Origin of the sequence: Brevundimonas diminuta 3F5N, assembly GCF_900163625.1 — a bacterium.
Taxonomy (GTDB): Bacteria; Pseudomonadota; Alphaproteobacteria; order Caulobacterales; family Caulobacteraceae; genus Brevundimonas; species Brevundimonas diminuta_A.
The window spans coordinates 16,247-42,584 of sequence record NZ_FUIE01000039.1 but is presented as its reverse complement, the minus strand read 5'-3'; the positions used below and the strand labels follow the sequence as shown (position 1 = coordinate 42,584).

The 26,338-nt window shown below is 67.3% G+C and carries 19 protein-coding genes; 4 read left to right on the top strand and 15 right to left on the bottom strand.

Translation table 11 applies throughout. The features are described 5' to 3' along the window. Window positions 1-74: 74 nt before the first annotated feature. The 3 genes from FM111_RS07610 to FM111_RS16180 form a co-directional block, all read right to left on the bottom strand. Window positions 75-1,145, bottom strand: coding sequence for an NAD(P)-dependent alcohol dehydrogenase (locus tag FM111_RS07610; protein ID WP_087140369.1), 1,071 nt, complete (start codon window positions 1,143-1,145; stop codon window positions 75-77). A 5-nt stretch (window positions 1,146-1,150) separates the two neighbouring features. Next, window positions 1,151-1,903, bottom strand: coding sequence for a DUF72 domain-containing protein (locus FM111_RS07605; protein WP_143276061.1), 753 nt, complete (start codon window positions 1,901-1,903; stop codon window positions 1,151-1,153). A gap of 145 nt (window positions 1,904-2,048) precedes the next feature. Then, the gene (locus FM111_RS16180) at window positions 2,049-2,540 is read right to left on the bottom strand and encodes a hypothetical protein (RefSeq protein WP_143276060.1); all 492 of its coding nucleotides are present in this window, start codon (window positions 2,538-2,540) and stop codon (window positions 2,049-2,051) included. A 386-nt stretch (window positions 2,541-2,926) separates the two neighbouring features. Here FM111_RS16180 and FM111_RS07600 point away from each other — a divergent pair, with 386 nt between their 5' ends. Then, the gene (locus FM111_RS07600) at window positions 2,927-3,718 is read left to right on the top strand and encodes a TSUP family transporter (RefSeq protein WP_087140367.1); all 792 of its coding nucleotides are present in this window, start codon (window positions 2,927-2,929) and stop codon (window positions 3,716-3,718) included. Here the strand turns inward: FM111_RS07600 and FM111_RS07595 are convergent. From FM111_RS07595 to FM111_RS07585, 3 genes are all read right to left on the bottom strand, one after another. After that, window positions 3,715-5,316 (bottom strand): ATP-binding protein, encoded by a 1,602-nt coding sequence (locus FM111_RS07595; RefSeq protein WP_087140366.1) that lies wholly within the window; start codon window positions 5,314-5,316, stop codon window positions 3,715-3,717. The two genes, FM111_RS07600 and FM111_RS07595, sit on opposite strands and share 4 nt — an antisense overlap. A 94-nt stretch (window positions 5,317-5,410) precedes the next feature. Next, the gene (locus FM111_RS07590; protein WP_087140365.1) at window positions 5,411-6,772 is read right to left on the bottom strand and encodes a glutamate--cysteine ligase; all 1,362 of its coding nucleotides are present in this window, start codon (window positions 6,770-6,772) and stop codon (window positions 5,411-5,413) included. Window positions 6,773-6,841: 69 nt separating this feature from the next. Beyond that, a complete protein-coding gene (locus FM111_RS07585) occupies window positions 6,842-7,561 on the bottom strand; it encodes a 16S rRNA (uracil(1498)-N(3))-methyltransferase (RefSeq protein WP_087140397.1) in 720 nt (239 codons plus the stop codon). Between the two features lie 83 nt (window positions 7,562-7,644). On the opposite strand from FM111_RS07585, the gene FM111_RS07580 reads away from it, so the two are divergent. Then, window positions 7,645-9,159, top strand: coding sequence for an ABC1 kinase family protein (locus tag FM111_RS07580; RefSeq protein WP_087140364.1), 1,515 nt, complete (start codon window positions 7,645-7,647; stop codon window positions 9,157-9,159). Here FM111_RS07580 and FM111_RS07575 read toward each other — a convergent pair whose 3' ends face one another. The 5 genes from FM111_RS07575 to FM111_RS07555 all read right to left on the bottom strand — a co-directional run bounded on the left by FM111_RS07575 (window position 9,160) and on the right by FM111_RS07555 (window position 15,065). After that, the gene (locus FM111_RS07575) at window positions 9,160-10,323 is read right to left on the bottom strand and encodes an acyl-CoA dehydrogenase family protein (RefSeq protein ID WP_087140363.1); all 1,164 of its coding nucleotides are present in this window, start codon (window positions 10,321-10,323) and stop codon (window positions 9,160-9,162) included. A gap of 173 nt (window positions 10,324-10,496) precedes the next feature. Next, complete coding sequence (locus FM111_RS07570; RefSeq protein ID WP_087140362.1) at window positions 10,497-12,278, bottom strand: acyl-CoA dehydrogenase C-terminal domain-containing protein; 1,782 nt, start codon at window positions 12,276-12,278, stop codon at window positions 10,497-10,499. A 4-nt stretch (window positions 12,279-12,282) separates the two neighbouring features. Continuing rightward, window positions 12,283-12,771, bottom strand: coding sequence for a MerR family transcriptional regulator (locus FM111_RS07565; protein WP_087140361.1), 489 nt, complete (start codon window positions 12,769-12,771; stop codon window positions 12,283-12,285). 199 nt (window positions 12,772-12,970) lie between these two features. Then, window positions 12,971-13,384, bottom strand: a complete 414-nt coding sequence (locus FM111_RS07560) for a DoxX family protein (protein ID WP_087140360.1) — start codon at window positions 13,382-13,384, stop codon at window positions 12,971-12,973. A 217-nt stretch (window positions 13,385-13,601) separates the two neighbouring features. Beyond that, window positions 13,602-15,065, bottom strand: a complete 1,464-nt coding sequence (locus FM111_RS07555; RefSeq protein WP_087140359.1) for a protein adenylyltransferase SelO family protein — start codon at window positions 15,063-15,065, stop codon at window positions 13,602-13,604. A 222-nt stretch (window positions 15,066-15,287) separates the two neighbouring features. Between FM111_RS07555 and nhaA the strand changes: the two genes are divergently transcribed. Further along, a complete protein-coding gene (gene nhaA, locus FM111_RS07550; protein ID WP_087140358.1) occupies window positions 15,288-16,499 on the top strand; it encodes a Na+/H+ antiporter NhaA in 1,212 nt (403 codons plus the stop codon). A 231-nt stretch (window positions 16,500-16,730) separates the two neighbouring features. Then, a complete protein-coding gene (locus tag FM111_RS07545; protein ID WP_087140357.1) occupies window positions 16,731-19,325 on the top strand; it encodes a TonB-dependent receptor in 2,595 nt (864 codons plus the stop codon). 320 nt (window positions 19,326-19,645) lie between these two features. Here FM111_RS07545 and FM111_RS07540 read toward each other — a convergent pair whose 3' ends face one another. The 4 genes from FM111_RS07540 to mnmD all read right to left on the bottom strand — a co-directional run bounded on the left by FM111_RS07540 (window position 19,646) and on the right by mnmD (window position 26,324). After that, window positions 19,646-22,735, bottom strand: a complete 3,090-nt coding sequence (locus tag FM111_RS07540; RefSeq protein ID WP_087140356.1) for an efflux RND transporter permease subunit — start codon at window positions 22,733-22,735, stop codon at window positions 19,646-19,648. 9 nt (window positions 22,736-22,744) lie between these two features. Further along, window positions 22,745-23,902: an efflux RND transporter periplasmic adaptor subunit gene (locus FM111_RS07535; RefSeq protein ID WP_256968142.1), complete on the bottom strand. Its 1,158-nt coding sequence runs from the start codon at window positions 23,900-23,902 to the stop codon at window positions 22,745-22,747. A 163-nt stretch (window positions 23,903-24,065) separates the two neighbouring features. Then, a complete protein-coding gene (locus tag FM111_RS07530) occupies window positions 24,066-24,485 on the bottom strand; it encodes a DUF6491 family protein (RefSeq protein WP_143276059.1) in 420 nt (139 codons plus the stop codon). Between the two features lie 33 nt (window positions 24,486-24,518). Beyond that, on the bottom strand, window positions 24,519-26,324 hold the full coding sequence (gene mnmD / locus FM111_RS07525; protein WP_087140354.1) for a tRNA (5-methylaminomethyl-2-thiouridine)(34)-methyltransferase MnmD: 1,806 nt from the start codon (window positions 26,322-26,324) through the stop codon (window positions 24,519-24,521). Window positions 26,325-26,338: the final 14 nt, after the last annotated feature.

Genomic DNA, 26,338 nt, shown 5'->3' with positions numbered 1-26,338 from the left:
CGTCATGGTCGCGACGCCGTCCGTCTCCCTTGCTGACAGCCTTAGCGCGGCTGGCGGCGAACGAGAAGACAGGGTTATGCCGTCGCGGCCATACGGCCCATGTCGATGACGAAGCGGTAGCGCACGTCCGACCGTTCCATCCGTTCATAAGCTTGGTTGATCTGGTCGGGGGCGATCACTTCAATATCGCACACGATCCCGTGTTCGCCGCAGAAGTCGAGCATCTCCTGCGTCTCGCGAATCCCGCCGATCAGCGAACCGGCGATGCGCCGGCGGCGCCACAGCAAGGGCATGGCGAAGACCGGCAGTCCCTCCGTCGTCAGCCCCAGCATGACCATGGTCCCGTCGCGCGCCAGCAGGTTGACGTGGCTGGCGATCTCATGCGTGGCCGAGACGGTGTTGATGATCAGGTCGAACTGTTCGGCCGCCGCCTTCATGGCGTCGGCGTCCGAATTGATCAGGAAATGCTTCGCGCCCATCCGTTCGGCGTCGGCCTTCTTGCGGTCCGAGGTCGACAGCACCGTCACCTCGGCGCCCAGGGCGGCGGCCAGCTTGACCGCCATATGGCCCAGCCCGCCCAGGCCGATCACCGCCACCTTCGACCCCGATCCCACGCCCCAGGTCTTCAGCGGCGACCAGGTGGTCACGCCCGCGCACAGCAGGGGCGCCGCCGCATCCAGCGGCAGGCTGTCGGGAATCTTCAGCACAAAGGCCTGATCCACCGTGATGCGGTCGGAATAGCCGCCCTGGGTGATGGTCTGGCCTACGCCTGCGCCCTTCGGATCGCGCGAGCCGTAGGTCTGGGTCATGCCCGGCTCGCAATACTGCTCCAGCCCCTCGCGGCAGGCGGAACAGGTCCGGCAGCTGTCGACCATGCAGCCGACGCCGACGCGGTCGCCTTCCTTGAAGCGCGTGACGTTCGCGCCGACCGCCGTCACCACCCCGGCGATCTCATGGCCCGGCACGATGGGATAGCGCGTCCCGCCCAGGTCGTTCTTCGCCACATGCAGGTCCGAGTGGCAGACGCCGCAGTATTTGATCTCGATGGCGACGTCGTCCGGCCCCGGATCGCGGCGCTCGAAGCTGTAGGGGCTCAGCGGCTGGTCGGCGGCGGTCGCGGCGAAGGCGCGGGTGGCGATGGGCATGGCGTTCAGTCCTTCAGCTTGGCGATCAGCGCCTGGGCCGCCGCCGGGTTCCGCACCTTGGCCCCCGAGATGAAGTAGGCGAAGACGTCGCCGCGCTCGGCCCAGCCGCGGGTCTGCCGCGCCACGGCGTCCAGCTCTTCCGAGGTCATGCCCGTCGGCTCGTCCTCGCGGCTGGACATCAGCCGCGCATATCTAAAGTCAGATGTTTCTTCGTCGATCTGCGGCCAGGTCGGCTCCTCATCGTCTACCGCATAGACGATGGCTGCGCCGTACTTCCGCGCCAGATCATAGAACTGTTCGGTGGCGAAGGTCGGATTGCGCACCTCCAGCGCATGCCGCAGCCGCACGCCGTCCTTCTCCTTCGGCAACAGCTTGAGGAAGCCTTCGAAGTCCTCAGGCTCGAACTTCTTGGTCCCCATGAACTGCCAGTTGATCGGCCCCAGCTTGTCGCCCAGCACCGTCAGCCCCTGCGACAGAAACCGCTCGAAGCTCTCGGCGCCGTCGGACAGAACCTTTCTATTGGTGCAATAGCGGCTGGCCTTGACCGAAAAGACGAAGCCGTCGGGCGTCTCGTCGCGCCACTTCATCCAGCTGTCGGGCTTGAAGGTCGAATAATAGGTGCCGTTGATCTCGATGGAGGTCAGCGCCCGGCTGGCGAACTCCAGCTCCCGCTTCTGCACCAGCCCCTCGGGATAGAAGACCCCGCGCCACGGCTCGAACGTCCAGCCGCCGACGCCGATGTGGATGGAACCTGTCATGGAAGGGTCTCCTGATGCAGGCCGCCTTGATCGCAGAAATCACGGGCTGTTGCTATGGGAAGCGGATGCGTTGCCTGTCAGCTAAGGGTAGAAAGCGGACTCAATGCATTGGTCTCGCCAAATGCAGAACTACCGGAAATATGAACTATTCTGACGGCGAATCCAATTCTGGATACCGCTCCCTCATAGAGAATTCTATCTTGTGCCAATCTGTCGCGGCATCGGTTTTTACGGGAGGAAAGCTAAGCTCCACGCTTGAGAGAAGCTCTGTAAAATAATTTATACTTTGTGAAAGATTTTTATCATCGGTTGATAGTCTAGCTACGTAAGTAGCTACCTGGCCGGTCGGCTCTTCAGCTTCGGCAAAAACCCAGAAGTTGATTGTCCCATCCGGGGCTCGCGTAACGCAGCTGAATGTCGCTCGATTCCTTATCTTCAGCGAAGCAAGACGATTTTTAAGATCTGGAGCAGAGAAATCAGGCCGACATAGATATGGCCACTGATCTGGAATTGAGCTGATCTCATACCAAATACTCATGCTGCCTACGTACGGAGAGTCCACTTCGTCGCTGTTGCAGGGTTTTGGGTTTGGCGAAAGGCTGGCTGAAAAACCATTAAACACATACCCCATGCTCATTGTTTTGCAGACTTTTAGGCCATCGGGAAATTTGACCTTCAAACCTTCCGCAGGCCGCGCAGTGTTCTCCCAGGGGCGGACGGTGAAGTCGCACCCAGCCAAGCTGAGGCAGAGAGCGATCCCCAAAGGGGCAAGCAGGCAATTTGGGGCGAGTCGCATGGACAGCTGTAGGAGCAAGAATGGCAGGGCGAGGATGCAAGCGCGACTGTATCGGCCATTTCACCTTAGCTTGAAAGCTAGCGTTCCAACTTCGGCTATGGGGCGAAAGCCGTCATCGTCTTATCGCGAAGCACCGGCTTGAGTTCGTGCCCCCAGCTTCACCTCGAAGCGGTGGCGGCCCGCCCCGCGCGGGTCTATAGCGCCAGCCTGACCGGAGTGCTGCGCGCGTGTTCGAACTGACGCCTGAGATCATCGCCCTGCTGGGCGTCGCGTCGGTGATCGCCGGCTTTATCGACGCCATCGCCGGGGGCGGGGGGCTGATCTCCTTGCCGGCCCTGCTGTCGGTGGGGCTGAACCCGGTCGCCGCCATCGCCACCAACAAGGTTCAGGGCAGCGTCGGCACGGCCAGCGCCCTGTGGAATTTCTGGCGAAAAGGTCGCGTGGATTTCCGGCTGATCCGCTGGCCTCTGGCGCTGGTGGCGGTCGGGGCGGGGCTGGGCGCCTTCGCCGTGACGCTGGTCGACACGCGGTGGCTGATGGTGCTGCTGCCGGTGCTGCTGGTCGGCATCGCCCTGTATTTCCTGCTCGGCCCCAAGGCGGCGGACGAGGACGCCCACGCTCGGCTGACGCCGCTGGCCTACGCCTTTGTGGCGGGCGGGATCGGCTTCTATGACGGCTTCTTCGGGCCGGGGACTGGGTCGTTCTTCGCGCTGAGTCTCGTCATGCTGCTCGGCATGGGGCTGACGCGGGCGACGGCGCACACCAAGGCGCTGAACCTGATGAGCAACGTCGTCGGCATCGTCGTTCTGGCCGTGGGCGGCCATGTGGTCTGGGCGCTGGCAGGGATCATGGCGGTGGGCCAGTTCATCGGCGGCCGCCTGGGGTCGCACGCGGCCATGCGTTTCGGGCCGCGGCTGATCCGCCCCCTGCTGGTGGTCATCTCTCTGGCCATGACCGCGCGGCTGCTGTCCGACCCCGCCAATCCGCTGCGGGCCATGATCGCCGGCTGGCTGAGCTAGACCGCGCGGCCGCCCAGCGCCCGGCGGACGGCGCCGGTCAGGGCCTCGGCCGTGACGGGCTTGGCCAGGTGCAGGTCGGCGCCCGCCTGGGCGGCCTGTTCCTGATGCTCGGCCATGGCGTTGGCGCTCAGCATGATGACCGGCGCGCGCGGACGCATCGGATCGGCATCCTCGACATCGCGCAGGGCGCGCGTGGCGCTCAGCCCGTCCATCACCGGCATCTGCATGTCCATCAGCACCAGGTCGAACCGCTCGGCGGCGAAGGCGGCCACGGCCTGCTCGCCGTTCTCGACCAGGGTCAGCTCGACGCTGTCGCCCAGGATCAGCTGCACGACCCGCTGATTGATCGGATGATCCTCGGCCAGCAGGATGCGGGGACGGACGCCGCAAGACGGCGCGTCTGACGTCGTTTCCTCGTCATAGGCCGCATCGAACTCGGCCAGGGAGGCGATGCGCGCCAGCGGCAGTTCGACCCGGAAGCGGCTGCCTTCGCCCAGGGTCGATTCGGCCTCGATGCGCCCGCCCATCATCTCGGCCAGGGCATGGCAGATGGACAGGCCCAGCCCGGCCCCGCCGAAGCGCCGGGTGATGGAGGCGTCGGCCTGGCTGAACCGCTGGAACAACTGCGCCGCATGGTCAGCGCCGAAGCCGATGCCGCTGTCGCGCACCTCCAGCGTCAGCAGGGCGTCGCCGTCGCCTCTGTCCAGCAGGTCGATATGGGCTGAGACCTGGCCTTGCGCGGTGAATTTGACGGCGTTGGACAGCAGATTGCTCAGGATCTGGCGGATCCGCACCACGTCGCCGTTGAAGACGCCGCACGCGGTCTCGGCGCGCTCGAGGCGGAAGGTCAGCCCCTTCGCTTCGGCCAGGCCGCGCAGGGGAGCGATGGCCGGGATCAAGGCGTCGTCCAGATCGAAGGGACGGACTTCCAGCGTCATGCGCCCGGATTCGATGCGCGACACGTCCAGTATGTCCGTGACCAGCCGCTCCAGGGTCACGCCCGAACTGCGGACCAGCTCGACCATTTCGGCCTGCTGGGGCGACAGCGGCGTACGCGCCAGGGCGTCGATGACGCCGATGACCCCGTTCAGCGGCGTGCGGATCTCATGGCTCATATTGGCCAGGAAGTCGGACTTGGCGCGGCTGGCGGCCTCGGCCGCGGCCTTGGCCTCGACCAGGGCGCGCTCCGCCGCCACCTTGGCCGTCACGTCGCGGGCCACGGCGTAGATGCGGTCGCCGAACTTCTGCGCCCGCCATTCCAGGGTGACGTAGCGGCCGTCCTTGTGGCGATAGCGGTTGACGTGGCCCAGCACGGGATCGCCGGGGCGGCGAGTCTCGACTTCGGTCACGCTGCCCAGGGTGCCGGGCAGATCGTCGGGGTGGACCAGGGTCAGTATGGCCAGGCCGACCAGCTCCTCGGGCTGATAGCCCAGGGTCGAGGCCCAGGAGGCGCTGACCCGCACGATCCGCCCCTCCAGGTCGCGGATCACCAACAGGTCCAGGGACACGTCGAAGAAGGTCGCCAGATCGACCCCGGCGTCAGGCGGCGGCTGCGGCTGTCCCGTCGAGGAAGGGGCGGCGGCCGGAGTGAAGGGCATGGGCGGTCCTGAGGCGCGGTCCTGAAGGCAGGCTGGACCTCATCCTAGCGCCTGCCGGTTAAGGGCGCCTTGCGGCTCGCGTTTCAGGAGAGCTTCAATAGGCCATGTCGCGATAGACGCGGCTGAGATCGCCGCCCCATTCGCCGTTGTAGAGCTCCAGCAGCCGATCGGCCGAGGTCACGCCGCTGTCGGCGATGTCTTCCAGCTCGGTGATGTAGCCGCGCTCGTCCACCATGCCGCCGCTGAAGCGGGCGCGGTTCTTGAGGCCCTGTTTGGCGATGGTCACCATGTCGACGGCGATGTCGCGCACGCTGCGGCCGTTGACCTCGGCCTTGAGGCCCAGGCGCGTCACGTCGCGGCGCAGGCGTTCATGGTCCTCGATGTCCCAGTCCTTGCACAGGTCCCAGGCCGCCGCCAGCGACGGCGCGTCATACAGGATTCCGGCCCACAGGGCGGGCAGGGCGCAGATGCGGCTCCACGGCCCGCCGTCGGCGCCGCGCATCTCCAGATACTGTTTCAGCCGCACCTCGGGGAACAGGGTGGTCAGGTGGTCGGCCCAGTCCTTCGCCGTGGCGCGATCGCCCGGCAGGGCGTCCAGCTTGCCCTCCATGAAGGCGCGGAACGACTGGCCCGACAGGTCGACATAGGTCTCGCCGCGCTTGGCGAAATACATCGGGGTGTCGAGGGCGTAGTCGGCGTAGCGTTCGTAGCCGAAGCCGTCCTGGAAGACGAAGTCCAGCATGCCCGTGCGGTCCGGGTCGGTGTCGGTCCAGACGTTGGCGCGCGCCGACAGGAAGCCGTTCGGCTTGCCTTCGGTGAAGGGGCTGTTGGCGAACAGGGCCGTGGCGATGGGTTGCAGCGCCAGCGAAGTCCGGAATTTCAGCACCATGTCGGCTTCGCTGTCGAAGTCGAGGTTCGCCTGGATGGTGCAGGTGCGCAGCATCATGTCCAGGCCCAGCGTGCCCTTCTTGGGCATATAGGCGCGCATGATGTCATAGCGGCCCTTGGGCATGACGGGGATGTCCTCGCGCCGCCACATCGGGTCGAAGCCCAGCCCCAGGAAGCCCAGGTTCAGCTGATCCGCGACCTGCTTGACCTCCATCAGGTGCTGGCCGGTCTCGTTGCAGATGTCGTGGATGTCCTTCAGCGGCGCGCCCGACAGTTCAAACTGTCCGCCCGGCTCCAGACTGATCGAGGCGCTGAAGCCCTCGGCGTTCCTGCGCTCCAGGGCGATGACATGGCCGGCTTCTTCGACCGGCGTCCAGCCGAAGCGTTGCAGGCCCGTCAGCATCGCCAGGATGCCGTTCTCGCCCTCATAGGCGGGGCGGCGCAGGGTCGATTTGTCGAAGCCGAACTTCTCGTGCTCGGCGCCGATGCGCCACTGGTCGCGGGGCTTCTCGCCCTTCGACATGGCGTGGATCAGCTGGTCTCTGGAAAGGGGCGCCGTGTCGGACATCTGTAACCTCTGCTGTCGCGGCTAGATGGGCCAGCCGACGGCCATGCTCAAGGGGTGCGGCGGAAACTTCTAGCGATCCCAGTCGCCGACGGCCGCCTGCCACAGGGTCATGGCGGCGATGGCGGCGGTGTCGGCCCGCAGGATGCGCGGCCCCAGCGAGACGGCGGTGGTGAAGGGCAGGGACCGCAACCGCTCGCCTTCCTCGGGCGAAAACCCGCCCTCCGGCCCGATCAGTATGGCCCATTTTCCTTCGCCCGCGCCGGTCAGGGCGGACACCGCCGGCGCGCCGCCCGTCTCATCACAGAACATCAGCCGCCGCCCGTCCTCCCAGCCGTCCAGCAGGGCGTCCAGCTTCACCGGATCATCCACCACCGGCACGTCCAGGCGCCCGGTCTGCTCGGCGGCCTCCTCGGCGATGGCGTCCAGCCGGTCCAGCCGCAGGCGGTCGGCGTTGGTGCGCTGGGTCAGCACCAGCCGCACCCGCTTGGCGCCCAGTTCGGCGGCCTTCTCGACGATGGTCTCGACGCGGGCCTTCTTCACCACGGCGACGATCAGCTCCAGATCGGGGCCATAGACCTGCGGCCGGGTCTGCTCCTCGGCGCGCAGGATGACGCCCTTCTTCAGCACCTCGGCGACGCTGACGCGCCACTCGCCGTCGCGGCCGTTGAAGACCAGCAGTTCGTCGCCCGCCTTCAACCGCATCACCTGCGTCAGATAGCGCGACTGGTCGAGCGTGGGCGCCACGGCGGCGCCGGGGGCGAGGTCGCCCTGAACGTAAAGACGGATCATGGCGTCTGCATATCGCGCTTTCATGAAGACGACCAACTTCAGCCTGACGGGAACGCGGCGAGCTTACCCCGCGTTGGCCTCTCATGTTCACAACCTTGGCCGTAGCGGCGCGCGATCGAAAACGTCTGGCCGAGATTTCCGGCGTCGCGGCCCGCTTCGGGCTTGAGGCCGTGCTGCTGCGTCTCGGCCTCGGCGGCGGCGAGGCCCATGCCGATGGGTCGGAGCCGCTGCCGCGCCGCACCCGTCAGGCGCTCGAGGCGCTGGGCCCTACCTTCGTCAAGCTGGGCCAGATCCTGTCCACCCGCTCGGACCTGCTGCCCGCCGACTGGATCGTCGAGTTCGAACAGCTTCAGAGCGCCGGCCCCACCCTCGACTTCGAGGTGTTGCGGCCCGAGGTCGAGGCCGCCCTGGGCGGGCCGCCGGAACAGGTCTTCGCCCGTTTCGACACGGCGCCGCTGGCCGCCGCCTCCATCGCCCAGGTGCACCGCGCCGCCCTGCACGACGGGACTGAGGTGGTGGTCAAGATCCGCCGCCCCGGCGTGCGTCCGCGCGTCGAGGCCGACCTGCGCCTGATCGCCGAACTGGCCCGCCGCGCCGAACAGTCCAGCGCCGAGATCGCCCGCTATCGCCCGCGCGCCCTGATCGCCCAGCTGACCGAAGCCATGCTGGACGAGCTGGACTTCACCACCGAGGGCCGCAACGTCGACCGCTTCGCCGCCGACTTCGCCGGGAACCGCGATGTCGTCATTCCCGCCGTTTACTGGCAGCACACGACCGACAGCGTGCTGGTGCAGGACTATCTCGATGGCGTGGCGCCCATAGACGCCGCACGGCTGAGGGCGGCGGGCGTCGACCCGCACCGGCTGGCCCGCGTCGGCGCCGAGGCGGTGCTGGACATGGTGCTGGTCAACGGCCGCTTTCACGCCGATCCGCACCCCGGCAACCTGCGCGGCCTGCCCGGCGACCGGGTGGGGCTGCTGGACTTCGGCATGGTCGGGACCGTCACCCCGCGCCGCCGCGCTGAGCTGATCAGCTTCGTCCAGTCGCTGGCCGCCGGCGACGGCACCCGCATGGCCGAGGTGCTGGCCGACTGGACCGAGGGGGCGGACGTCTCGCGCACCAGCCTGACCGCCGGGGCCGAACGGCTGATCGCCCGCCACGGTCAGGGCGCGGTCGACCTGCCCGCCATCGTCGCCGACCTGATGGGGCTGATGCGTCAGGAGCGGGTGGCGGCCCCGCCCGATCTGGTGCTGATCCTCAAGGCGCTGGTGACGATCGAGGGCGTGCTGTCGCGCGTCGACCCCGACTTCGATCTGGTCCAGACGATGAAGGGCGCCTGGAGCCGCGCCCTGTTTTCCAGCCGCAGTCCCGAGGCCCTGCGCAACCGCCTGATCGGCGCCCTGCTGGACCTGTCGGCGGCCAGCGACGACCTGCCCCGCCTGATCCGCGCGGCCTCCCGCCGCCTGACGGCCGAGGCGGTCGCCAGCCCGGCGCCGGACAAGGAAACCGCCCGGTCGATCATCTCGGCCGGGCGGTGGATCGCCGCTTCGATTGTCATCTCAGGCGCCTTGATCGCGGGCGCCCTGCTGCTGCGCTGATTACAGCGTCCGCGCGATTAGCAGCTTCATGATCTCGTTCGTGCCGCCGTAGATGCGCTGGACGCGGGCGTCCTTGTACAGCTGGGCGATTGGATACTCGGTCATGTATCCATAGCCGCCGAAGAGCTGCAGCATCTCGTCGATGGTCTCGCCCTGGATGTCCGTCACCCAGTATTTGGCCATGGAGGCCGTGGCGGCGTCCAACTGGCCCTTCAGGTGCAGAGCAATGCAGTGGTCGACGAAGACCTTGGCCACGGTCAGCTTGGTCTTGATCTCGGCCAGCTTGAACTGGGTGTTCTGGAAGTCGATGACCCGCTTGCCGAAGGCCTTGCGCTCCTTGACGTAAGCCAGCGTCTCCTGAAGCCCGCGCTCGGCGGCGGCCACACCCTGAACGGCGATGTTCAGACGCTCTTGCGGCAGTTGCTGCATCAGCTGGACGAAGCCCTGCCCCTCGGTGTCGCCGATGACGTTTTCCAGCGGCACCTTCACATCGTTGAAGAACAGCTCGGAGGTGTCGTTCGCCTCCATGCCGATCTTGTGCAGGTTGCGGCCGCGTTCAAAGCCTTCGGCGCCGTCGGTTTCGAGGCAGATCAGGCTGGTGCCCTTGGCGCCTTCGGCCGGGTCGGTCTTGGCGACGACGATGATGAAGTTGGCCAGCTGGCCGTTGGTGATGAAGGTCTTGGAGCCGTTCAGCACATAGTGGTCGCCCTGCTTGACGGCGGTGGTCTTCACCCCTTGCAGGTCGGAGCCCGCGCCCGGCTCGGTCATGGCGATGGCGCCGACCAATTCGCCCGACTGCAGGCGCGGCAGCCAGCGCGCTTTCTGCTCGGCCGTGCCGTAGTGCCAGATGTAGGGCATGACGATGGCGTTGTGCAGGCTGATGCCGAAGTGGTCCGCGCCCTTCCAGCCCAACTGGCGCATCAGCACCACTTCGTGCCGGTAGTCGCCGCCGAAGCCGCCGTCCTCTTCCGGCAGCGACAGGCCCAACAGGCCGGCCTCGCCCGCCGCGTTCCACAGGCCGCGCGGCACCGAGGACTCGGCGATCCACTGCTGGAACTTCTCTTGCGGAGCGTGCTCGTCGATCCATTTGGCGACGGAGTCGGAGAAGAGAACGATCTCCTCTTCCTTCATGAAGTCGGGTTCGGGGCTGCCTAGCACGTTCATGGATTTCCTCTCCTCCCCATCCCTGATGGGGAGGGGGACCGCGAAGCGGTGGAGGGGCTACGGCCACCGCAAGGGTTTACTGTCGAGCAACGGAAAGAGCCCCTCCGTCTCGTCGGCTTCGCCGACGATCCACCTCCCCATCAGGGATGGGGAGGAGATCGCGAGTCTTATGCTCAGAACGCCTCGGCGGGCATCTGCATCAGCACCTCGGCGCCGGACTTCAGCTTCTTCAGGTGCGCCCCGGCGTCGGGCAGGATGCGCTCGACGAAGTAGCGGCCGGTCATCAGCTTGTTGGCGTAGTACGGATCGGCGTCCCCGGCGGCGATCTTGGCCTGCGCCGCCTTGGCCATCTGGGCCCACAGGAAGGCGTAGGCCGTCAGGCCGAAGATGTGCAGGTAATCGGTCGAGGCGGCGGCCGCATTGTCCGGGTTGGCCATGCCGTTCTGCATCAGCCACATGGTGGCCTCCTGCAGCTTCTTCTTGGCGTCGGCCAGGCCCTCGACGAAGGGCTTGATCGCCTCGTCCTCGCCGTTCTCGCCGACGAAGGCGTCGATGTCGGCGAACCAGCTCATGATGGCGCGGCCGCCGTTGGCGGGCAGCTTGCGGCCGACCAGATCCAGCGCCTGAATGCCGTTGGTGCCTTCATAGATCATGGTGATCCGCGCATCTCGCAGATACTGCGAGGCGGGGAAGTGTTCGGTGTAGCCCGAACCGCCGTGGACCTGCATCGCCAGCGAGGCGACGTGGAAGCCCTTGTCGGTCAGATAGGCCTTCAGCACCGGCGTGATCAGGCCCATGTAGTCCTTGGCCTTGGTGGCGACGGCTTCGTCGGCGGCCTTCTGCAGGTCGGCCTGCAGGGCGGTCCACAGGATGAAGGCGCGGCCGCCTTCGACGAAGGCCTTGGCTTCCAGCAGCATGCGGCGCACGTCCGGGTGGACCATGATCGGGTCGGCTGGGCCGTCCGGGTTCTTCGGTCCGGTCAGGCTGCGGCCCTGCAGGCGGTCGTTGGCGAACTCGACGGCGGCCTGATAGGCGGCGTCGCCGATGGCCAGCCCCTGCAGGCCGGTGCCCAGACGGGCCTCGTTCATGACCACGAACATGTTGTTCATGCCGCGGCCTTCTTCGCCGATCAGCCAGCCCTTGGCGTTCTCATAGGCCATGACGGCGGTGGCGTTGCCGTGGATGCCCATCTTGTGCTCGAGGCCGGCGCAGGCCACGCCGTTGCGCTCGCCCAGCGAACCGTCCTCGTTCACCAGGAACTTCGGCACCACGAACAGGCTCAGGCCCTTGATGCCCGGAACCGCGCCTTCGACACGGGCCAGCACCGTGTGGATGATGTTGTCGGCGAAGTCGTGCTCGCCCGCCGAGATCCAGATCTTCTGGCCGGTGATCGAATAGGAGCCGTCGTCGTTCTTGACCGCCTTGGTGCGGACCATGCCCAGATCGGTGCCGCACTGCGGCTCGGTCAGGTTCATGGTGCCGGTCCATTCGCCCGACGCCATCTTCGGCAGATACTTCTGCTTGATCTCGTCCGAGGCGCTGGCCTCGATGCCGTGGAAGGCGCCGCTGGTCAGGCCCGGATACATGGAGAAGGCGGCGCTGGCGGCGGCGGTGAACTGACCCACCGCGCTCGACACGACCGAGGGCATCCCCTGGCCGCCGAACTCGGTGCTGAAGCCCAGCGAGGGCCAGCCGGCCTCGACCATCTGGTGATAGGCTTCTTTCCAGCCCTTGGGCGTCGTCACCACGTCGCCCGTGATGTGACAGCCTTCCTGGTCGCCGATGCGGTTGATCGGAGCGATGACCTCTTCGGCGAACTTGCCGCCTTCCTCGACGATCTGGTCGATCAGGTCGCGCGACAGGTCGGCGTCGGGAAGCTGGTTGCCGTAGTTCTCGACCTGCAGAACGTCATGCAGGACGAAGGACAGGTCGCGGACGGGCGCCTTGTAGCTCATGGGATCAGGCTCTCGCTTTGAAGGTCAGGAAGTGGTCGTCGGGATCGTTGAGGCGTTCGCTCAGCAGGCTGGCGTAGGCCTCTGCGCCCGGCAGAAGATCGGGACGGTGTTCCGTCAGCTTGGACTCCATCCAGGCGCAGGCGGCCTCGGCCGTCTCGATGGCGCCTTCGATGTCCTCGAGCTGTTGCCGCAGCGCCGCGATGCGGGCGCGATGGCGCGGCAGGGCGATGGCCATCTGATGGACGTTGTGGTCCTTCTGATCATACAGATCCAGCATCTCCTGGATCTCGATCAGGGTGAAGCCGATGCGCCGGCCGCGCATGATCAGTTTCAGCCGGGCGCGGTCGCGCGGGCCATAGACGCGTGTCTGGCCCTTGCGCGACGGCGTCAGCAGGCCCTTGTCTTCATAGAAACGCAGCGCGCGCGCGGTCGCGCCGAACTCGCGGCACAGCTGCCGGATGGAGTAGGTGCGATGTTCGTCAGCAATCGGCATGACGGCTTCATAACTTGACGCGGACGTAAAGGGAAGCTTTTCGCGCGTCGGGCTACGAAGTTGTGAACGGGCGGGTTAGGGCGTCTGACGGACAATAGAAAAGGCCGCGACCGGGGACGGGTCGCGGCCTTTATATTTGCGGGCCCTCAGGGGGGAGGGGGAGAAGCGGACCCGCAAAATCTCTGGAAGGCGCGTCGGCTCAGCGGCGACGCAACCACAGCACCGGCGCCGTGACGGCCAGCAGGAAGACGTTGGTCAGGCTCAAACCCAGGTCCAGGCCGAAGGCGTGGACGCCCAGGGCGATCGCTTCCAGGACCAGCAGGCCCGCCGCCGCCGTCAGCAGCAGGGGACGGCCGAACCGCCACGAGACCAGCGGCGCCAGAACCATGACGGCCAGCACGATCTCGGCGAGGCCCAGGCCGCGCACGAAGGCTTCGCTGGCCATGGCCGGCCACTGCATCAGGACGATCAGGTTTTCCATCGGCTCGGACAGCTTGGCGTAGCCGGCGGCGATGAAGAACATCGCGATCCAGCCCTGGAAGGTCCACAGCGTGATGTTCAGATAGTCAGCGCGGGCGCGCGCCTGGTGGGAGTTCAAGGTGGTCGTCGTCATGGCCGTAACCGTTATTTTGCAACAGACACAAGATCAGTTGCTAGAGTCCGATTTGCAAGCGGGCGAAACAATCTGTGATCACGGTCGGAAAACGACGTGGCGACAGCAGGGCTGAAACCACAATTCCTCGTAACCCATTGTCTGAAACCAGCCGGGATCATCCGCCTCTAAGCCTGGGCGGGCCTCGAGTCAACGGTCGATGACATCAATTGATGACTTAGAGGCTCCAGGCGGCTTTCGCCGCCTCCAGCCGGGCCAGTTTGGCCTGCAGAGGCGCCCAGTCGTCGGCCGTGTCGATGGCGCTCCACAGGGCCTCGACCTCGTCGATCAGCATCTCTTCGGGTTCGGGGGCGGCGAACATGGGATGCTCCAGCCGCTCGGGCCGATCCGGCTCATGCTCCATCAAGGCGAAGCGGAAGGCGTCGAAGGCCTTGCCCTGATAGGTCTTGCCGCGCACCCCGCCCAGCGCCCGCGCCGCCGAGCTGAAGCCGCCGAACCAGTCGAAGAAGATCGGCTCCCAGCGCAGGGCCTCCTTCTTTTCGCGCGCCAGCGCCAGGGTGGCGTCCAGCAGTCGTTGATCCGCCGCCTCGCCCAGACTCTGCACGCCCAGCCGGTTCAGGAAGGCCGCCCGCAGGTGGCGGATATAGGCCGGGCCGAAACCGTTCAGCGCCTCGGTCAGGATCGCGACCTGCGGTTCGGCGTCGGCGATCAGCTTCAGGCACCCGGCCAACTGAGTCAGATTCCAGAACACCGCCTCGGGCTGACGGGCGAAGGCGTAGAGGCCGTTCTGGTCGAAATAGGCGGCGGTGAAGCCCGGCTCATAGTGCGGCAGGAAGCGCCACGGGCCGTAGTCGAAGCTCTCGCCCGTGACGTTCAGATTGTCGGTGTTCAGCACCCCGTGGACGAAGCCCGCCGCGATCCATTTCGCCGTCAGCGCCGCCGAGGCCTCGACCACGGCGGCGAGGAAGCCTGCCGCATCGCCCGGCGCGACCGCCGGATGGTACAGGCTGCGGGCGTGCTCCATCAGCGTTTCGATCTGGTCCTTGCGTCCATAGTAGGCCGCGCGCTGGAACGTCCCGAACCGGATGTGGCTGTGCGACAGCCGCACCATGACGGCGGCGCGCGTCGGCGACGGCTCGTCGTGCCGCTCCAGGTTCTCGCCCGTCTCGATCAGCGACAGGATCCGGCAGGTCGGCACGCCTAGGCTGTCCAACATGGCCGCCGCCAGCGCCTCGCGCATCCCGCCCTTCAGCGTCAGCCGCCCGTCCGCATGACGCGACCACGGCGTCTGGCCCGAGCCTTTTGTGCCCAGGTCGAGAAGTCGGGGGGGTTGAGTGTCCCTATCGCCTTGCTCGCGGAGCAAGGCGGCTTGAGGGGTTTCCCGCATCTGCGCGGCCAGGAACCCGCGCCCGTCGCCGATGTCGGGGTTGTAAACGCGGAACTGGTGGCCGTGATAGCGCATGGCCGTGGGGCCGGGCTGGCCGGGCAGGGGCTCGAACCGGCCGAAATGGGCCAGCCACTCGGCGTCGCTCAATGTCTCCAGCCCGACCTCGGCCGCCGCCCGGTCGTTGCGCAGGCGCAGGATCGTCTGCGGAAACTCGGCCGCCTTCACAGCGTCGCCGTAGTCGGCGCCCAGGTCGAAGAAGCGGGGTTCGGGGCGATAGGCGGGGGAGACGGGCATGGGCGGCAGATGCGCCTTCGCTGCGCATTTCGCAACCGCGAGGCCGATCGGGTCGATCAGGCTTGAACCTTCGCCGCCGATCCGTATTTTCAGCCGCAGACATCAGGTCTCGCGCGATCCCATCCCGAGGCCAGGCCGGCGCCGCCCTGCGCGCGAATCCGGTCCGGCGTCCGTCGATAACCTGACGCCACGACAGACCATCTCATTGTTTCGGAGACCTTCGTGGCCAGAAAATTCACGCTCGCCTTTCTCAAGACCGAGGCCGGTTCCGGGGCCGTCCTCGGCCTCGCCGCCGTCGCCGCCCTGATCGTCGCCAACTCGCCCTGGTCGGCCGACTATTTCGCCTGGCTCAAGAGCGTCCACGCCGTCCAGATCGGCCCGCTGCGGCTGGAGGAGACGGTGTCCGACTGGATCAAGGAAGGCCTGATGGCCGTCTTCTTCCTCGTCGTCGGCCTGGAGATCAAATACGAGATCCTCAAGGGCGAGCTGAGCAATCCCAAGAAGCTGGCCCTGCCCATCCTGGCGGCGCTCGGTGGTATGGCGATTCCGGGCCTGGTCTATCTGGGCGTGGTCGGGGCGCTGGGCGGGCCGACGCAGGGCTGGCCCATTCCCCTGGCCACTGACATCGCCTTCGCCCTGGCCGTCTTCGCCGTGGTCGGGCGCAGCCTGCCGTCCTCCCTGCGCGTCTTCCTGCTGACCCTGGCCATCGTCGACGACCTGGGCGCCATCGCCCTGATCGCCGTCCTGTTCAGCCAGGGCGTCCAGTGGGTTCCGCTGCTGGCGGCGCTGGGCGTCATCGCCCTGTTCGCCGTCCTGGGCCGTCGCCGCATGGCCGCCGCCTTCTGGGTGCTGGGCTTCGGCGCCGTCTGGTATCTGACGGTGCAGTCGGGCCTGTCCACCTCCCTGACCGCTGTGGCCTTCGCCCTGATCGTGCCGGTCGAGCCGCGCCGCGAGACCTCGCAGAGCCCGCTCAAGGACGCCATGCACGACCTGCATCCCTATGTGGCCTATCTGGTCCTGCCCCTGTTCGCCTTCGCCAAGGCGGGCGTCTCCTTTGCCGGCCTGTCGCTGGAGCAGGCCTTCGCCCCCCTGGTCATCGCCATCGCGCTCGGCCTCTTCGTCGGCAAGCAGATCGGCGTCTTCGGCGTCGCCTGGCTGGCGGTGAAGCTGGGCCTGGGCGACAAGCCGTCGGGCGCGGGCTGGATGCAGCTCTACGGCGTCAGCCTGCTGTGCGGCATCGGCTTCACCATGAGCCTGTTCATCGGCGTCCTGGCCTTCCCCGGCGCGGTGGACTCGCCCGAACAGATTGAGGTCAAGCTGGGCGTCATCGGCGGATCGGTGCTGTCGGCTGTCATGGCGGCGACGATTCTGGCGCTCGCCGAGGCCGGTCGAAAGAAAAGACGCGATGCGAAATCAGTCGCTTCGGCTACCTGATCGACGATAACATTGACCTAACGTCAGTATATTTGTCGCTTTATCGCCACAGGTGAGGCGGGCTTGGGTGAAATTATCGTTCCCTAAGTGGCCTCTCCTTGTCGGTGACTCGACCATAGACTACCCCTTTTGAATGAGAATTCGCGTCGATCAATGAACGCGGGTCATCAGGGACAGGAATCGCGCACGGCCGCGAATGCGGTCGGGCCCATAGAGTCGGGGAGCCGCCTTATGCGTTTGAACCACATCCTCCGCTGCACCGCTTCGGTCGCCGTTGTCGGCGTCGCAGCTTTCGGTCTTGTCGGCGCCGCCGCCGCTCAGGATGGACCGACGACGGTCGACGACATCATCGTCACCGCCCAGAAGCGGGAACAGAGCCTGCAGGACGTGCCGATCGTGGTGACGACCCTGTCGCAAGAGGCGCTGGACGGCGCCGGAGTCCGCGACATCAAGGATCTTCAGATCCTGACGCCGGGCATGACCGTCACCTCGACCCAGTCGGAAACCGCCACCACCGCCCGCATCCGCGGCGTCGGCACCGTCGGCGACAACCCCGGTCTGGAAAGCTCGGTCGGCGTGGTCATCGACGGCGTCTACCGTTCGCGCAACGGCGTCGGCTTCGGCGACCTGGGCGAACTCAGCCGCATCGAGGTGCTGAAGGGGCCGCAGGGCACCCTGTTCGGCAAGAACACCTCAGCGGGCGTCATCAACATCATCACCGAGGCGCCGTCCTTCACGCCGGGCTTCAGCGCCGAGGCCACCTACGGCAACTTCAACGCCTGGGGTCTGGCCGGGTCGATCACCGGCCCGATCACCGATCAGATCGCCGGCCGCCTCTACATGGCCAAGCGCGAGCGCGACGGCTTCTATGACGTCGTCACCGGCCCTGGCCCGCGTCAGGAGACGGACGACCAGAACCAGGATTTCTGGACCGCCCGCGGCCAACTGCTGATCCTGCCGTCGGACGACGTGTCGATCCGCCTGATCGCCGACTACTCCAAGCGCGACGAATACTGCTGCGTCTCGACCCAGGTCCGGACCGGCCCGACCTACGGCATCATCACGGCCATCGGCGGCCAGCAGGCGGCGCCCGCGCCGGGCTTCGGCGCTCTGCCCTTCTCGCGCAAGGCCTACGCCAACCGCGGCACCGGGCAGGAAATGGAGGACATGGGCTTCTCGGCCGAGGCCAATATCGACATCCCGTCGTGGAACGCCACCTTCACCTCGCTCAGCTCCTGGCGGAACTGGTCGGGCGTCAACGGCATGGACCTCGACTACACCACGGCCGATCTGCTGTACCGCCAGGATGACGGCGGCTACGGCTTCGAGCTTGAGAACCTGACTCAGGAGTTCCGCCTGGCGGGCGCCACCGACCGCCTGGACTGGCTGGTCGGCGCCTTCCTGACGCGCGAAAGCATCGCCCGTGAGGACAGCTATTGGTATGGCGCGGGCTACACCCCCTATATGTCGCTGCTGCTGGGGTCGCGACTGAACCTGACCAATCCGGCGGCCGTGAACTGCGTCACCGGGGCAGGCGCGACGCCGATGGGCATCGTCGGATGCCTGACCGGGGCGACCGCTCCGACGGGGCCGGGCTTCGGCGTCGGCCAGGGCGTGAAGGACCACTATAGCCAGCGGACGGAATCCATCGCCTTCTTCACCAACAACACGGTGAAGCTGACCGACAAGTTCGACGTCACCCTGGGTCTGCGTTATTCGAATGACCACAAGCGCCTGATCGGCGTTCAGGACAATGTGGGCACGAACGGCGCGGCCTGCGGCGGCGCCCTGGGCAACGCCGGCGCTATCGGCGGCGCCATCGGCATCGCTAACCCCACGCTGACGCCCGCCCAGATCCAGGCCCTGGCCTCGACCCTGGTCGGCACCATCTGCCTGCCTTGGGCCAACCCCCAGTTCGACAATCGCCGCATCTCGGAATCGAACAACGGCGGCGAATTCTCGGGCACGATCAAGGGCAGCTATCGTTTCAACGACAGCATCATGGGCTACGCCTCCTACGCCCACGGCTACAAGTCGTTCGGCTACAACATGGACCGGGTGCAGGCGGGCGTGACGCCGACGTCGTCGCTCTACTTCCCGTCCGAGACGGTCAACAGCTATGAAATCGGGCTGAAGAACACCCTGTTCAACCGCTCGGTGCTGCTGAACCTCACCTACTTCAATCAGAAGTTCGAGGATTTCCAGCTCAACACCTTCCTGGGCACGGCCTTCGTGGTCGAGTCCATCCCCGAGGTCACGACCGAGGGCGTCGACGCCGACTTCGTCTGGTTCACCCCGGTCGAGGGCCTGTCCTTCTCGGGCGGCGTGACCTACGCCGACACCAAGTACGGGAACTTCGTCGCTTCGGACCTGACCAACCCGGCCAACTTCCCGCAACTGTCCCTGCTGCCGGGCGCCCGCGCCTCGTTCGCACCGGAATGGTCGGCCACGGCCTCCATGGCCTTCGATCGTTCGATCGGCGCCGGGCTGAAGCTGGGTCTGAACCTGTCGGCCAAATACTCGACCGAGTTCAACACCGGCTCCGACCTGCTGCCCTATAAGATGCAGGACGCCATGACCCTGGTGAACGGCCGTATCACCCTGGGCGCGGAAGACGAGAACTGGGCGCTGGACATCTGGGGCCAGAACCTGACGGACGAGGAGTATATGCAGGTGGCCATCAACGCCCCGCTGCAGGGCGCGGCCTTCCAGACCACGGTCCAGCCGAACGGCACCTTCTACAATCCGGCGCTGGACACCCAGACCTACAACGCCTTCATGGGCCAGCCGCGCACCTACGGCGTGACCCTGCGCGTCCGCTACTGATCCAGCAGGGCGTCTGAAATGAAAGAGGCGGGCCGGATCGATCCGGTCCGCCTTTTTCTTATGGCGCACGCCTTTCTCCCTCCCCGACTCGGGGAGGGTGGTCGCGTAGCGACCGGGTGGGGAGGGGCGGGCGATGCCAGCCTCGACGTCATCATGGCTCCGACGCCATCCCGGTCTCGGCGCCCGAATAGCCTTGCCGCCCCCACCCGGTTTCGGCTTCGCCTCAACCACCCTCCCCGGGTCGGGGAGGGAGAAAGACGCCCACGAAAAAGCCCCCGGCCATGCGGCCGGGGGCTTCATCTTTCAGCGCGACCGCCGTCTCATTCCGCCGGGGTGCGGCTCTCTCCAGCAAGCTTCCGCTGTCCGGCGAACATCCGGTTCAGCAGGCGGCGGCCAAAGCCGGCGATGTCGTCGATGATGGTGAACACCGCCGGGATGTAGAGCAACGACAGGAAGGTCGAGGAGATCAGTCCCCCGACCACGGCCACGGCCATGGGCGAGCGGAACTCCACGTCGGCGCCCCAGCCGATGGCGATGGGCACCATGCCCGCACCCATGGCGAAGGTGGTCATCAGGATCGGCCGCGCCCGCTTGTGGGCGGCGTCCATGATGGCAGCGAAACGGCTCAGCCCGCTCTTCTCGGCCATGATGATGTAGTCGACCAGCAGGATGGAGTTCTTGGCCGCGATCCCCATCAGCATCAGCACCCCGATCAGGGCCGACATGGAGAAGCTCTTGCCCGCGATCACCAGGGCGATGAAGGCGCCGCCGATGGCCAGGGGCAGGGCCGCCATGATGGTGATCGGATAGGCGAAGCTTTTGAACAGCAGGGTCAGCACGGCGTACATCAGCAGAATGCCCGACAGGAAGGCGATGCCGAAGCCCACCAGCATCTCCTGGATGAACTCGGCGTCCCCGGCGGGCACCTGGCGCACGCCCGTCGGCAGTTCCTTCACCGAGGGCAGGCGGTTGACCGCCTGGCCCGCTGCGCCGGTGGTGATGCCGTCGAGTTCGGCCGAGATGGAGGCGATGCGCGAGCGGTCCTGACGGCTGACCGTGGCCGGGCCGGCGCCGAACTCGATGTCGGCCACGGCGCTCAGCGGCACGGCGGCCCCCGAGGCGGTCGGCACGCGCAGGGTCTCCAGCACGTTCAGATCCTCGCGCGCGGCCTCGGTCAGTTGCAGGCGAATGGGGATCTGGCGATCGCCCAGATTATACTTCGGCAGGTTCTGATCGATGTCGCCGATGGTGGCGACGCGCACGGCCTGGGAGATGGCCCCCGCCGAGACGCCCAGCAGCGCGGCTTCATCCGGGCGCGGCGTGACCAGGATTTCCGGCCGGGCGATGGCGGCGGTGTTGACGATGTTGGCCAGGCCCGGCACCGCGCGCATCTCCTCCTCGACCTTGCGGGCAGCGGCTTCCAGCACGACGGGATCGTCGCCCAGGATGGAGAAGGTGTAGCTGGTGCCGTCGCCCGGTCCGCCGCCCTGCTGGGCGATGCCGGCGCGAATGCGGGCGCCGGGGATCTGCTTCAGCTCATCGACCATGACGCGAGCGAAGGCCTGCTGGCTCAGCTCGCGCTTACCCTTGGGCACCATGTCGGCGTAGATGTTGGCCTGGTTCACCGACTGTCCGCCGATGGCGGCGTAGACCGAAGTGACCTCCGGCCGGGCGTTCAGCGTCTGCGTGACCTGCTGCACCACAACGTCGGTCTGATGCAGGGTGGAGCCGGGCGGCAGTTCGATCTGGAAGGCCGCGCGGCCTTCGTCGGCGGGCGACATGAACTCGAACGACATCTTGGCCGCAACCGATAGGAAGATCGAGCCGAACAGGAAGGCGCCGCCCATGACGAAGACGATCCAGCGATGGCGCAAGCACCACTTCAGCGAGCGCAGATAGCCCGCCATCCAGAAGGGGTCCTTGTCCTCATGGTGGGTGTGCTTGAGCATATAGGCCGCCATCAGCGGCGTCAGCAGACGCGCCACCACCAGCGAGAAGAAGACGCTGATGCAGGCGGCCAGGGCGAAGGCCTTGAAGAACTGGCCGATGATGCCGGGCATGAAGCCGACGGGCGCGAACACGGCGATGATGGTGCCGGTCGTCGCCACCACCGCCAGGCCGATTTCGTCGGCCGCCTCGAAGGCGGCGTCATAGGGCGGCTTGCCGTCGCGCATGTGGCGGACGATGTTCTCGATCTCCACGATGGCGTCGTCGACCAGGATGCCGATTGTCAGCGACAGGGCCAGCAGCGTCACCACGTTCAGCGACTGGTCCATCGGCCCCAGGATGGCGAAGGTCGGGATCAGCGACATCGGCATGGCCGTCGCCGCGATTAGGGTCGCCCGCCAGTCGCGCAGGAAGATCCACACCACGATGACCGCCAGGACCGCGCCCAGGATCAGCGCCTCCAGCGAGGCGAGGTAGGATTCCTCGATGTATTTCACGCTCGAGGTGACCTGTTCGATGGTCAGTTCGGGGTGGGCCTCGTCGATCTTCTCGACCTCGGCGCGGACCTTTTCCGAGACCTTGACCTCGCTGGCCTCGCGCGAGCGCAGGAAGTTGAAGGTCACGGCCTCCTGGCCGTTGTAGCGGGCCAGGCGACGCGGCTCGCTCCACTTGTCGACCACCGCGCCCAGATCGCCCAGGCGCACGTTCTTGCCGTCGCCGACGGGCACCAGGGTCTCGCGCAGCTGCTCGACGGAACCGGCGGCGCCCAGCGTTCGGACCGCGCGCTCGGACCCGGCGATGGTGACGCGCCCGCCCGGCAGGTTGTTGTTGACGTTGGTCAGCGCCTGGCTGACCTGGGCCGCCGTCACGCCGTAGGCGCTGAGCCGCTGCGGATCCAGTTCGACGCGGATCTCGCGGTCCACCCCGCCCGAACGGTTGACCTCGCCGACGCCGCCCAGCGCCAGCAGGGCGCGGCTCATTTCATTGTCGATGAACCAGCTGATCTGTTCGGGCGTCATCGTCTCCGAGCGCACGACATAGGTGATCAGGGCGTCGCCGGTGATGTCGATGCGCTGGACCGTCGGCTCCTGCATGTCCTGGGGCAGGCTGGCGCGCACCCCGCTCATGGCGTTGCGGACGTCGTTGGTGGCGCGTTCGGTGTCGGTGCCCAGCTCGAACTCGATGGTGGTCGAGGACACCCCGTCCGAGACGTTGGAATAGATGTGGCGCACGCCCGACAGGCCGGCGATCGAATCCTCGATCACCCGCGTGACCTGCACCTCCATCTCGGTCGGGGCGGCGCCGGGGCGCGCGGCCGTGACCGCGACCAGGGGGAAGTCGATGTCCGGGTTGTTGTTGATCCGCATCCCGGCGAAGCCGGTCACGCCGCCCAGCGTCAGCAGCAGGAACAGCAGGATGATGGGGATGGGGTTCTTGATCGCCCAGGCGGAAATCTGATTCATGGCCGGGCCTTATTTCTTGGCGGGCGCTGAAGCGGGGGCGGCGGCCGGAGCCGCAGCCGGCGCGGCGGCGCGCGGCGCGGCCACCGTCACCTTGTCGCCGTCGTTCAGGAAGCCGGCGCCGGCCACCACGACGCGGGCGCCCGCGTTCAGCCCTTCGACTGAGGTCTGGTCGTCGCGCCGCGACAGCACCGTCACCGCAACGAACCGCACCGAGGAGTCGGCGTTCAGCACGAACACGCCCGACTTGTTGCTGCGATAGAGGACGGCGTCGGTCGGCACCACCGTGGCCGGGCGCGTGCCCGCCTCGATGGCGGCGCGGGCGAACATGCCGGGCTTCAGCGCGCTGCCGGGGGCCAGGCTGATGCGCGCCAGGCCCAGGCGGGTCTGGGCGTTGACCTCGGGCGTGACGATGCGGACCGTGCCGGTGGTCGATCCGGCCTGGCTGGAGGTGACGGCCGCGCTCTGTCCGGCCTGGATCAGGGGCAGTTCGGTTTCCGGCACCTGGGCGTCCAGCTCCAGACGGCCGTCGCGCACCATGCGGAACAGTTCGGCCTCGGCGCTGATGATCTGGCCCTTGGTCACGCTGCGGCTGATGATCAGGCCGCTGACGGGCGCGCGGATGGTGGCCTGCGACAGGCGGGTCTGGGTCTCGGCCAGGGCGGCCTGGGCCGAGGCCAGATTGGCCGCCGAGGCGCGCTGGTTGGCCAGGGCCGTGTCCAGCGACGCCTGGCTCAGGAAGCCGCGCGTCTTCAGCTCCTGCGCGCGGGCCAGGGCGGCGTCGTCGCGGGCGACGTTGGCCTCGGCGGTCTGTACGGCCGCCTGCTGCTGGCGCACCTGGGCGCGCAACAGGACGTCGTTCATCTGCACCAGCGGCTGGCCCTGGCGGACATAGGAGCCTTCGTCGACATAGAGGGTCGTCGCCGTCAGCCCGCCGGTCTCGGCGCCGACCGGCACCTCTTCCCAGGCCGAGACGGTGCCCGAGGCGACCACGGTGCGGGGCAGGGCGACCGAGATCGCGGTCGCCGCGCTGACGGTCTGGCGCGAGGCGCCTTCCTTCTTGTCCTTTTCATCTCCGTGTCCGCCACAGGCGGCCAGGGTCAGGCTGGCGGCCAAGGCCACAGCCATGGCGGAGGTCAGTCGGGCCGGAAAGCGTCGAGAGGTCGCCACGTGCGGATATCCTGGAAGGTTGAGCGTACAGTCAGGCGCGCGCCAACCTTCTGTCCGGCGTCGCGGGCATAGCCACGCTACTTACCCGTTCGGCGATCCGCGCTCAAACGACTCATTCGCAATTACAGAGATGTAATCTGCAACCAGAACGAGCGCTGACGGGTCAGGGACGGACGCGATCCGGCAAGGCGGCGATTTCAGCTTCGCTCAGGGCCTTGACGACGCGGACACGGCAAGGGCCGCCCATGCCCATGCCCCGGACTCTCAGCAGTGCAGAGTCGCCGGCGCAAAGGCGCGATTTTCCGGTGCTCTCCGGGCGAATGGTCATGGACATGGCGAAGTCCAGATCCTGGCACACGCCGGTCGCCTGGGCCTGATAGATTCGTCCGCGACCCGTGTCGAAATAGATGTTGGAGTGGTCGTCCGAGCGGAAGTTGCGGACCTGATCCGGATAGAAGCAGGGCGCGGCCGTCGACGAGGCCGTCTGCACCATGGAGGCGTCGTTCGTCTGGGGCGCGCAAGCGGCGACGCCCATGCTCAAAGCCATAACCGTACAGGCGGCGAGGGAGATGCGGCGAGCCATGGCGAATCCTTTGTTGATCGTCGATATCCGACCCTAAAGGCCTTCAGCGACATTGTCATGACGCGAAGGGCTCAGGCGACGTCCGTGGTCAAGCTGAACGGGCGATGCCCGTCCCATGATGATCGCCGCCAGATGCTCGCCCAGCAGGGGGGCGACGCAGAAACCGCGCGAACCCAGACCGGTCAGGACATGAAGCCCGCTCTTCCATTTTCCGCACAGGGGCAGGCGGTCGGGCGTCGTGGCTCGCACGGCGACGCGGCGGCCGCGCGCCTCGGCGGATGTTTGACGTACGATCTCGGCAAGGCCGGGCAGGGCGTCGCCCAGGGTCGCCTGATTGCGGGCGCTGGCTGCGTCGGACGTCTCGGGCGCTGCCTCGCCCCGCTCATGGGTGGCGCCGTAGAGCACGCCTTCGCCGGTCGACGCGGCGTAGCCGCCCCAGGCGACGGGCAGAGGCGGCGGCGTCCCCCGCGTCCAGTCCGCCTGTCCCGCCACCGGCGACAGCGGCAGATCGGGCGCCAGTCGCGCCGATCCCCAGCCCGCCGTCAGCACCACGGCGTCCGCCTCGATCAGGACGGCGCCGTCCGCGCCCCTCACGCACCAGCCGCCCGTGGTCGCCTCCAGCTTGGCCGCGCGTCCTGTGATCCGTTCGGCCCCGGCCAGCCACGGCTCCAGTATGGCGCTGGAGCGCACCGCCAGCGCCTGGCCCATCATCAGCCCGCCGCGCGTCGTGGGTTCGCCCAGGCGCTCGGCGCAGGCGGCGGGGGCCAGCCTCTGCATGGCGCCTTCGGGCCACAGGGGCTGGGCCGCGATCTTGTCGAAGCGGGCTGCGTCGCGCGGCGCCTGCTCCAGTTGCAGCACCCCCTCGGCCACGACGGCGCCGTGCAGGGCGCGATACAGGCTTCCCGCCCGCTCCAGCGCCTGGGCGTGGAACCCGGCGATGAAGGCGTCGCCCGCATCCAGCCTGGGCGTGACCAGCGAAGCCGGGAAGCCTGAAGCGCCCGCGCCCGCATGCTCGGCTTCGATGACGGTGACGCGCGCGCCCTCGGCGATCAGGGCGCGCGCGACGGCGGCTCCGGCGATCCCGGCGCCGATCACAGCGACATGTCGGGGATGGTCTATCGGCGTCTCGCCCGCCATGCGAGCCTCCAGCCGCTCGCGCTTGCGGCCGTGGCCGGGCTTCTTCTCGACGGTGAAGCCATGCTCGGCCAGGCCGCGCCGCACGGCGCCGGCGACGGTGAAGGTGGCCAGTCGCGCGCCGGGCGCGGAGCGCGCCGCGACCAGGGCCAGGATTTCGGGCGACCACATGCCGGGGTTCAACGCGGGTGAAAACCCGTCCAGGAACCAGGCGTCGGCCGGTCCCGACCATTGCTCCAGCGCCCATTGGGCATCGCCGACGGCCAGGTCGATCGTCGCGCCCCACTGCGGCAGGTCCAGACGGTGAAAGCCCGGCGTCCCGGCGGGCCAGACGTCCAGCACCCCGGCGGCCGTCTCGGCCAGTTCGGGCCAGGCGGTCAGGGCGCGCGCGGCCTCGTCTCGCGTCAGGGGGAAGCCTTCGATGGAGAAGACCCGCAACCGCGCCCCATCCGCGCGCGTGCGCCGCCACAGGTCCAGCAGCGCCACGATGTTCAGTCCGGTGCCGAAGCCCAGCTCGCCGACGGTGAAGGCGGCTCGCCCGCTCCAGGCGTCGGGCAGGCCGCAGCCTTGCAGGAAGACCGCGCGGGTCTCGGCCAGGCCGTCATCCTTGGAGAAATAGACGTCGCCGAATCGACCCGAGCGGGGCGAGCCGTCTTCGGCCCACAGTAGTTGGGGCGAGACGTCAGAGGGCGGTGCGGCGGTCATGGTGGGGGTCTATC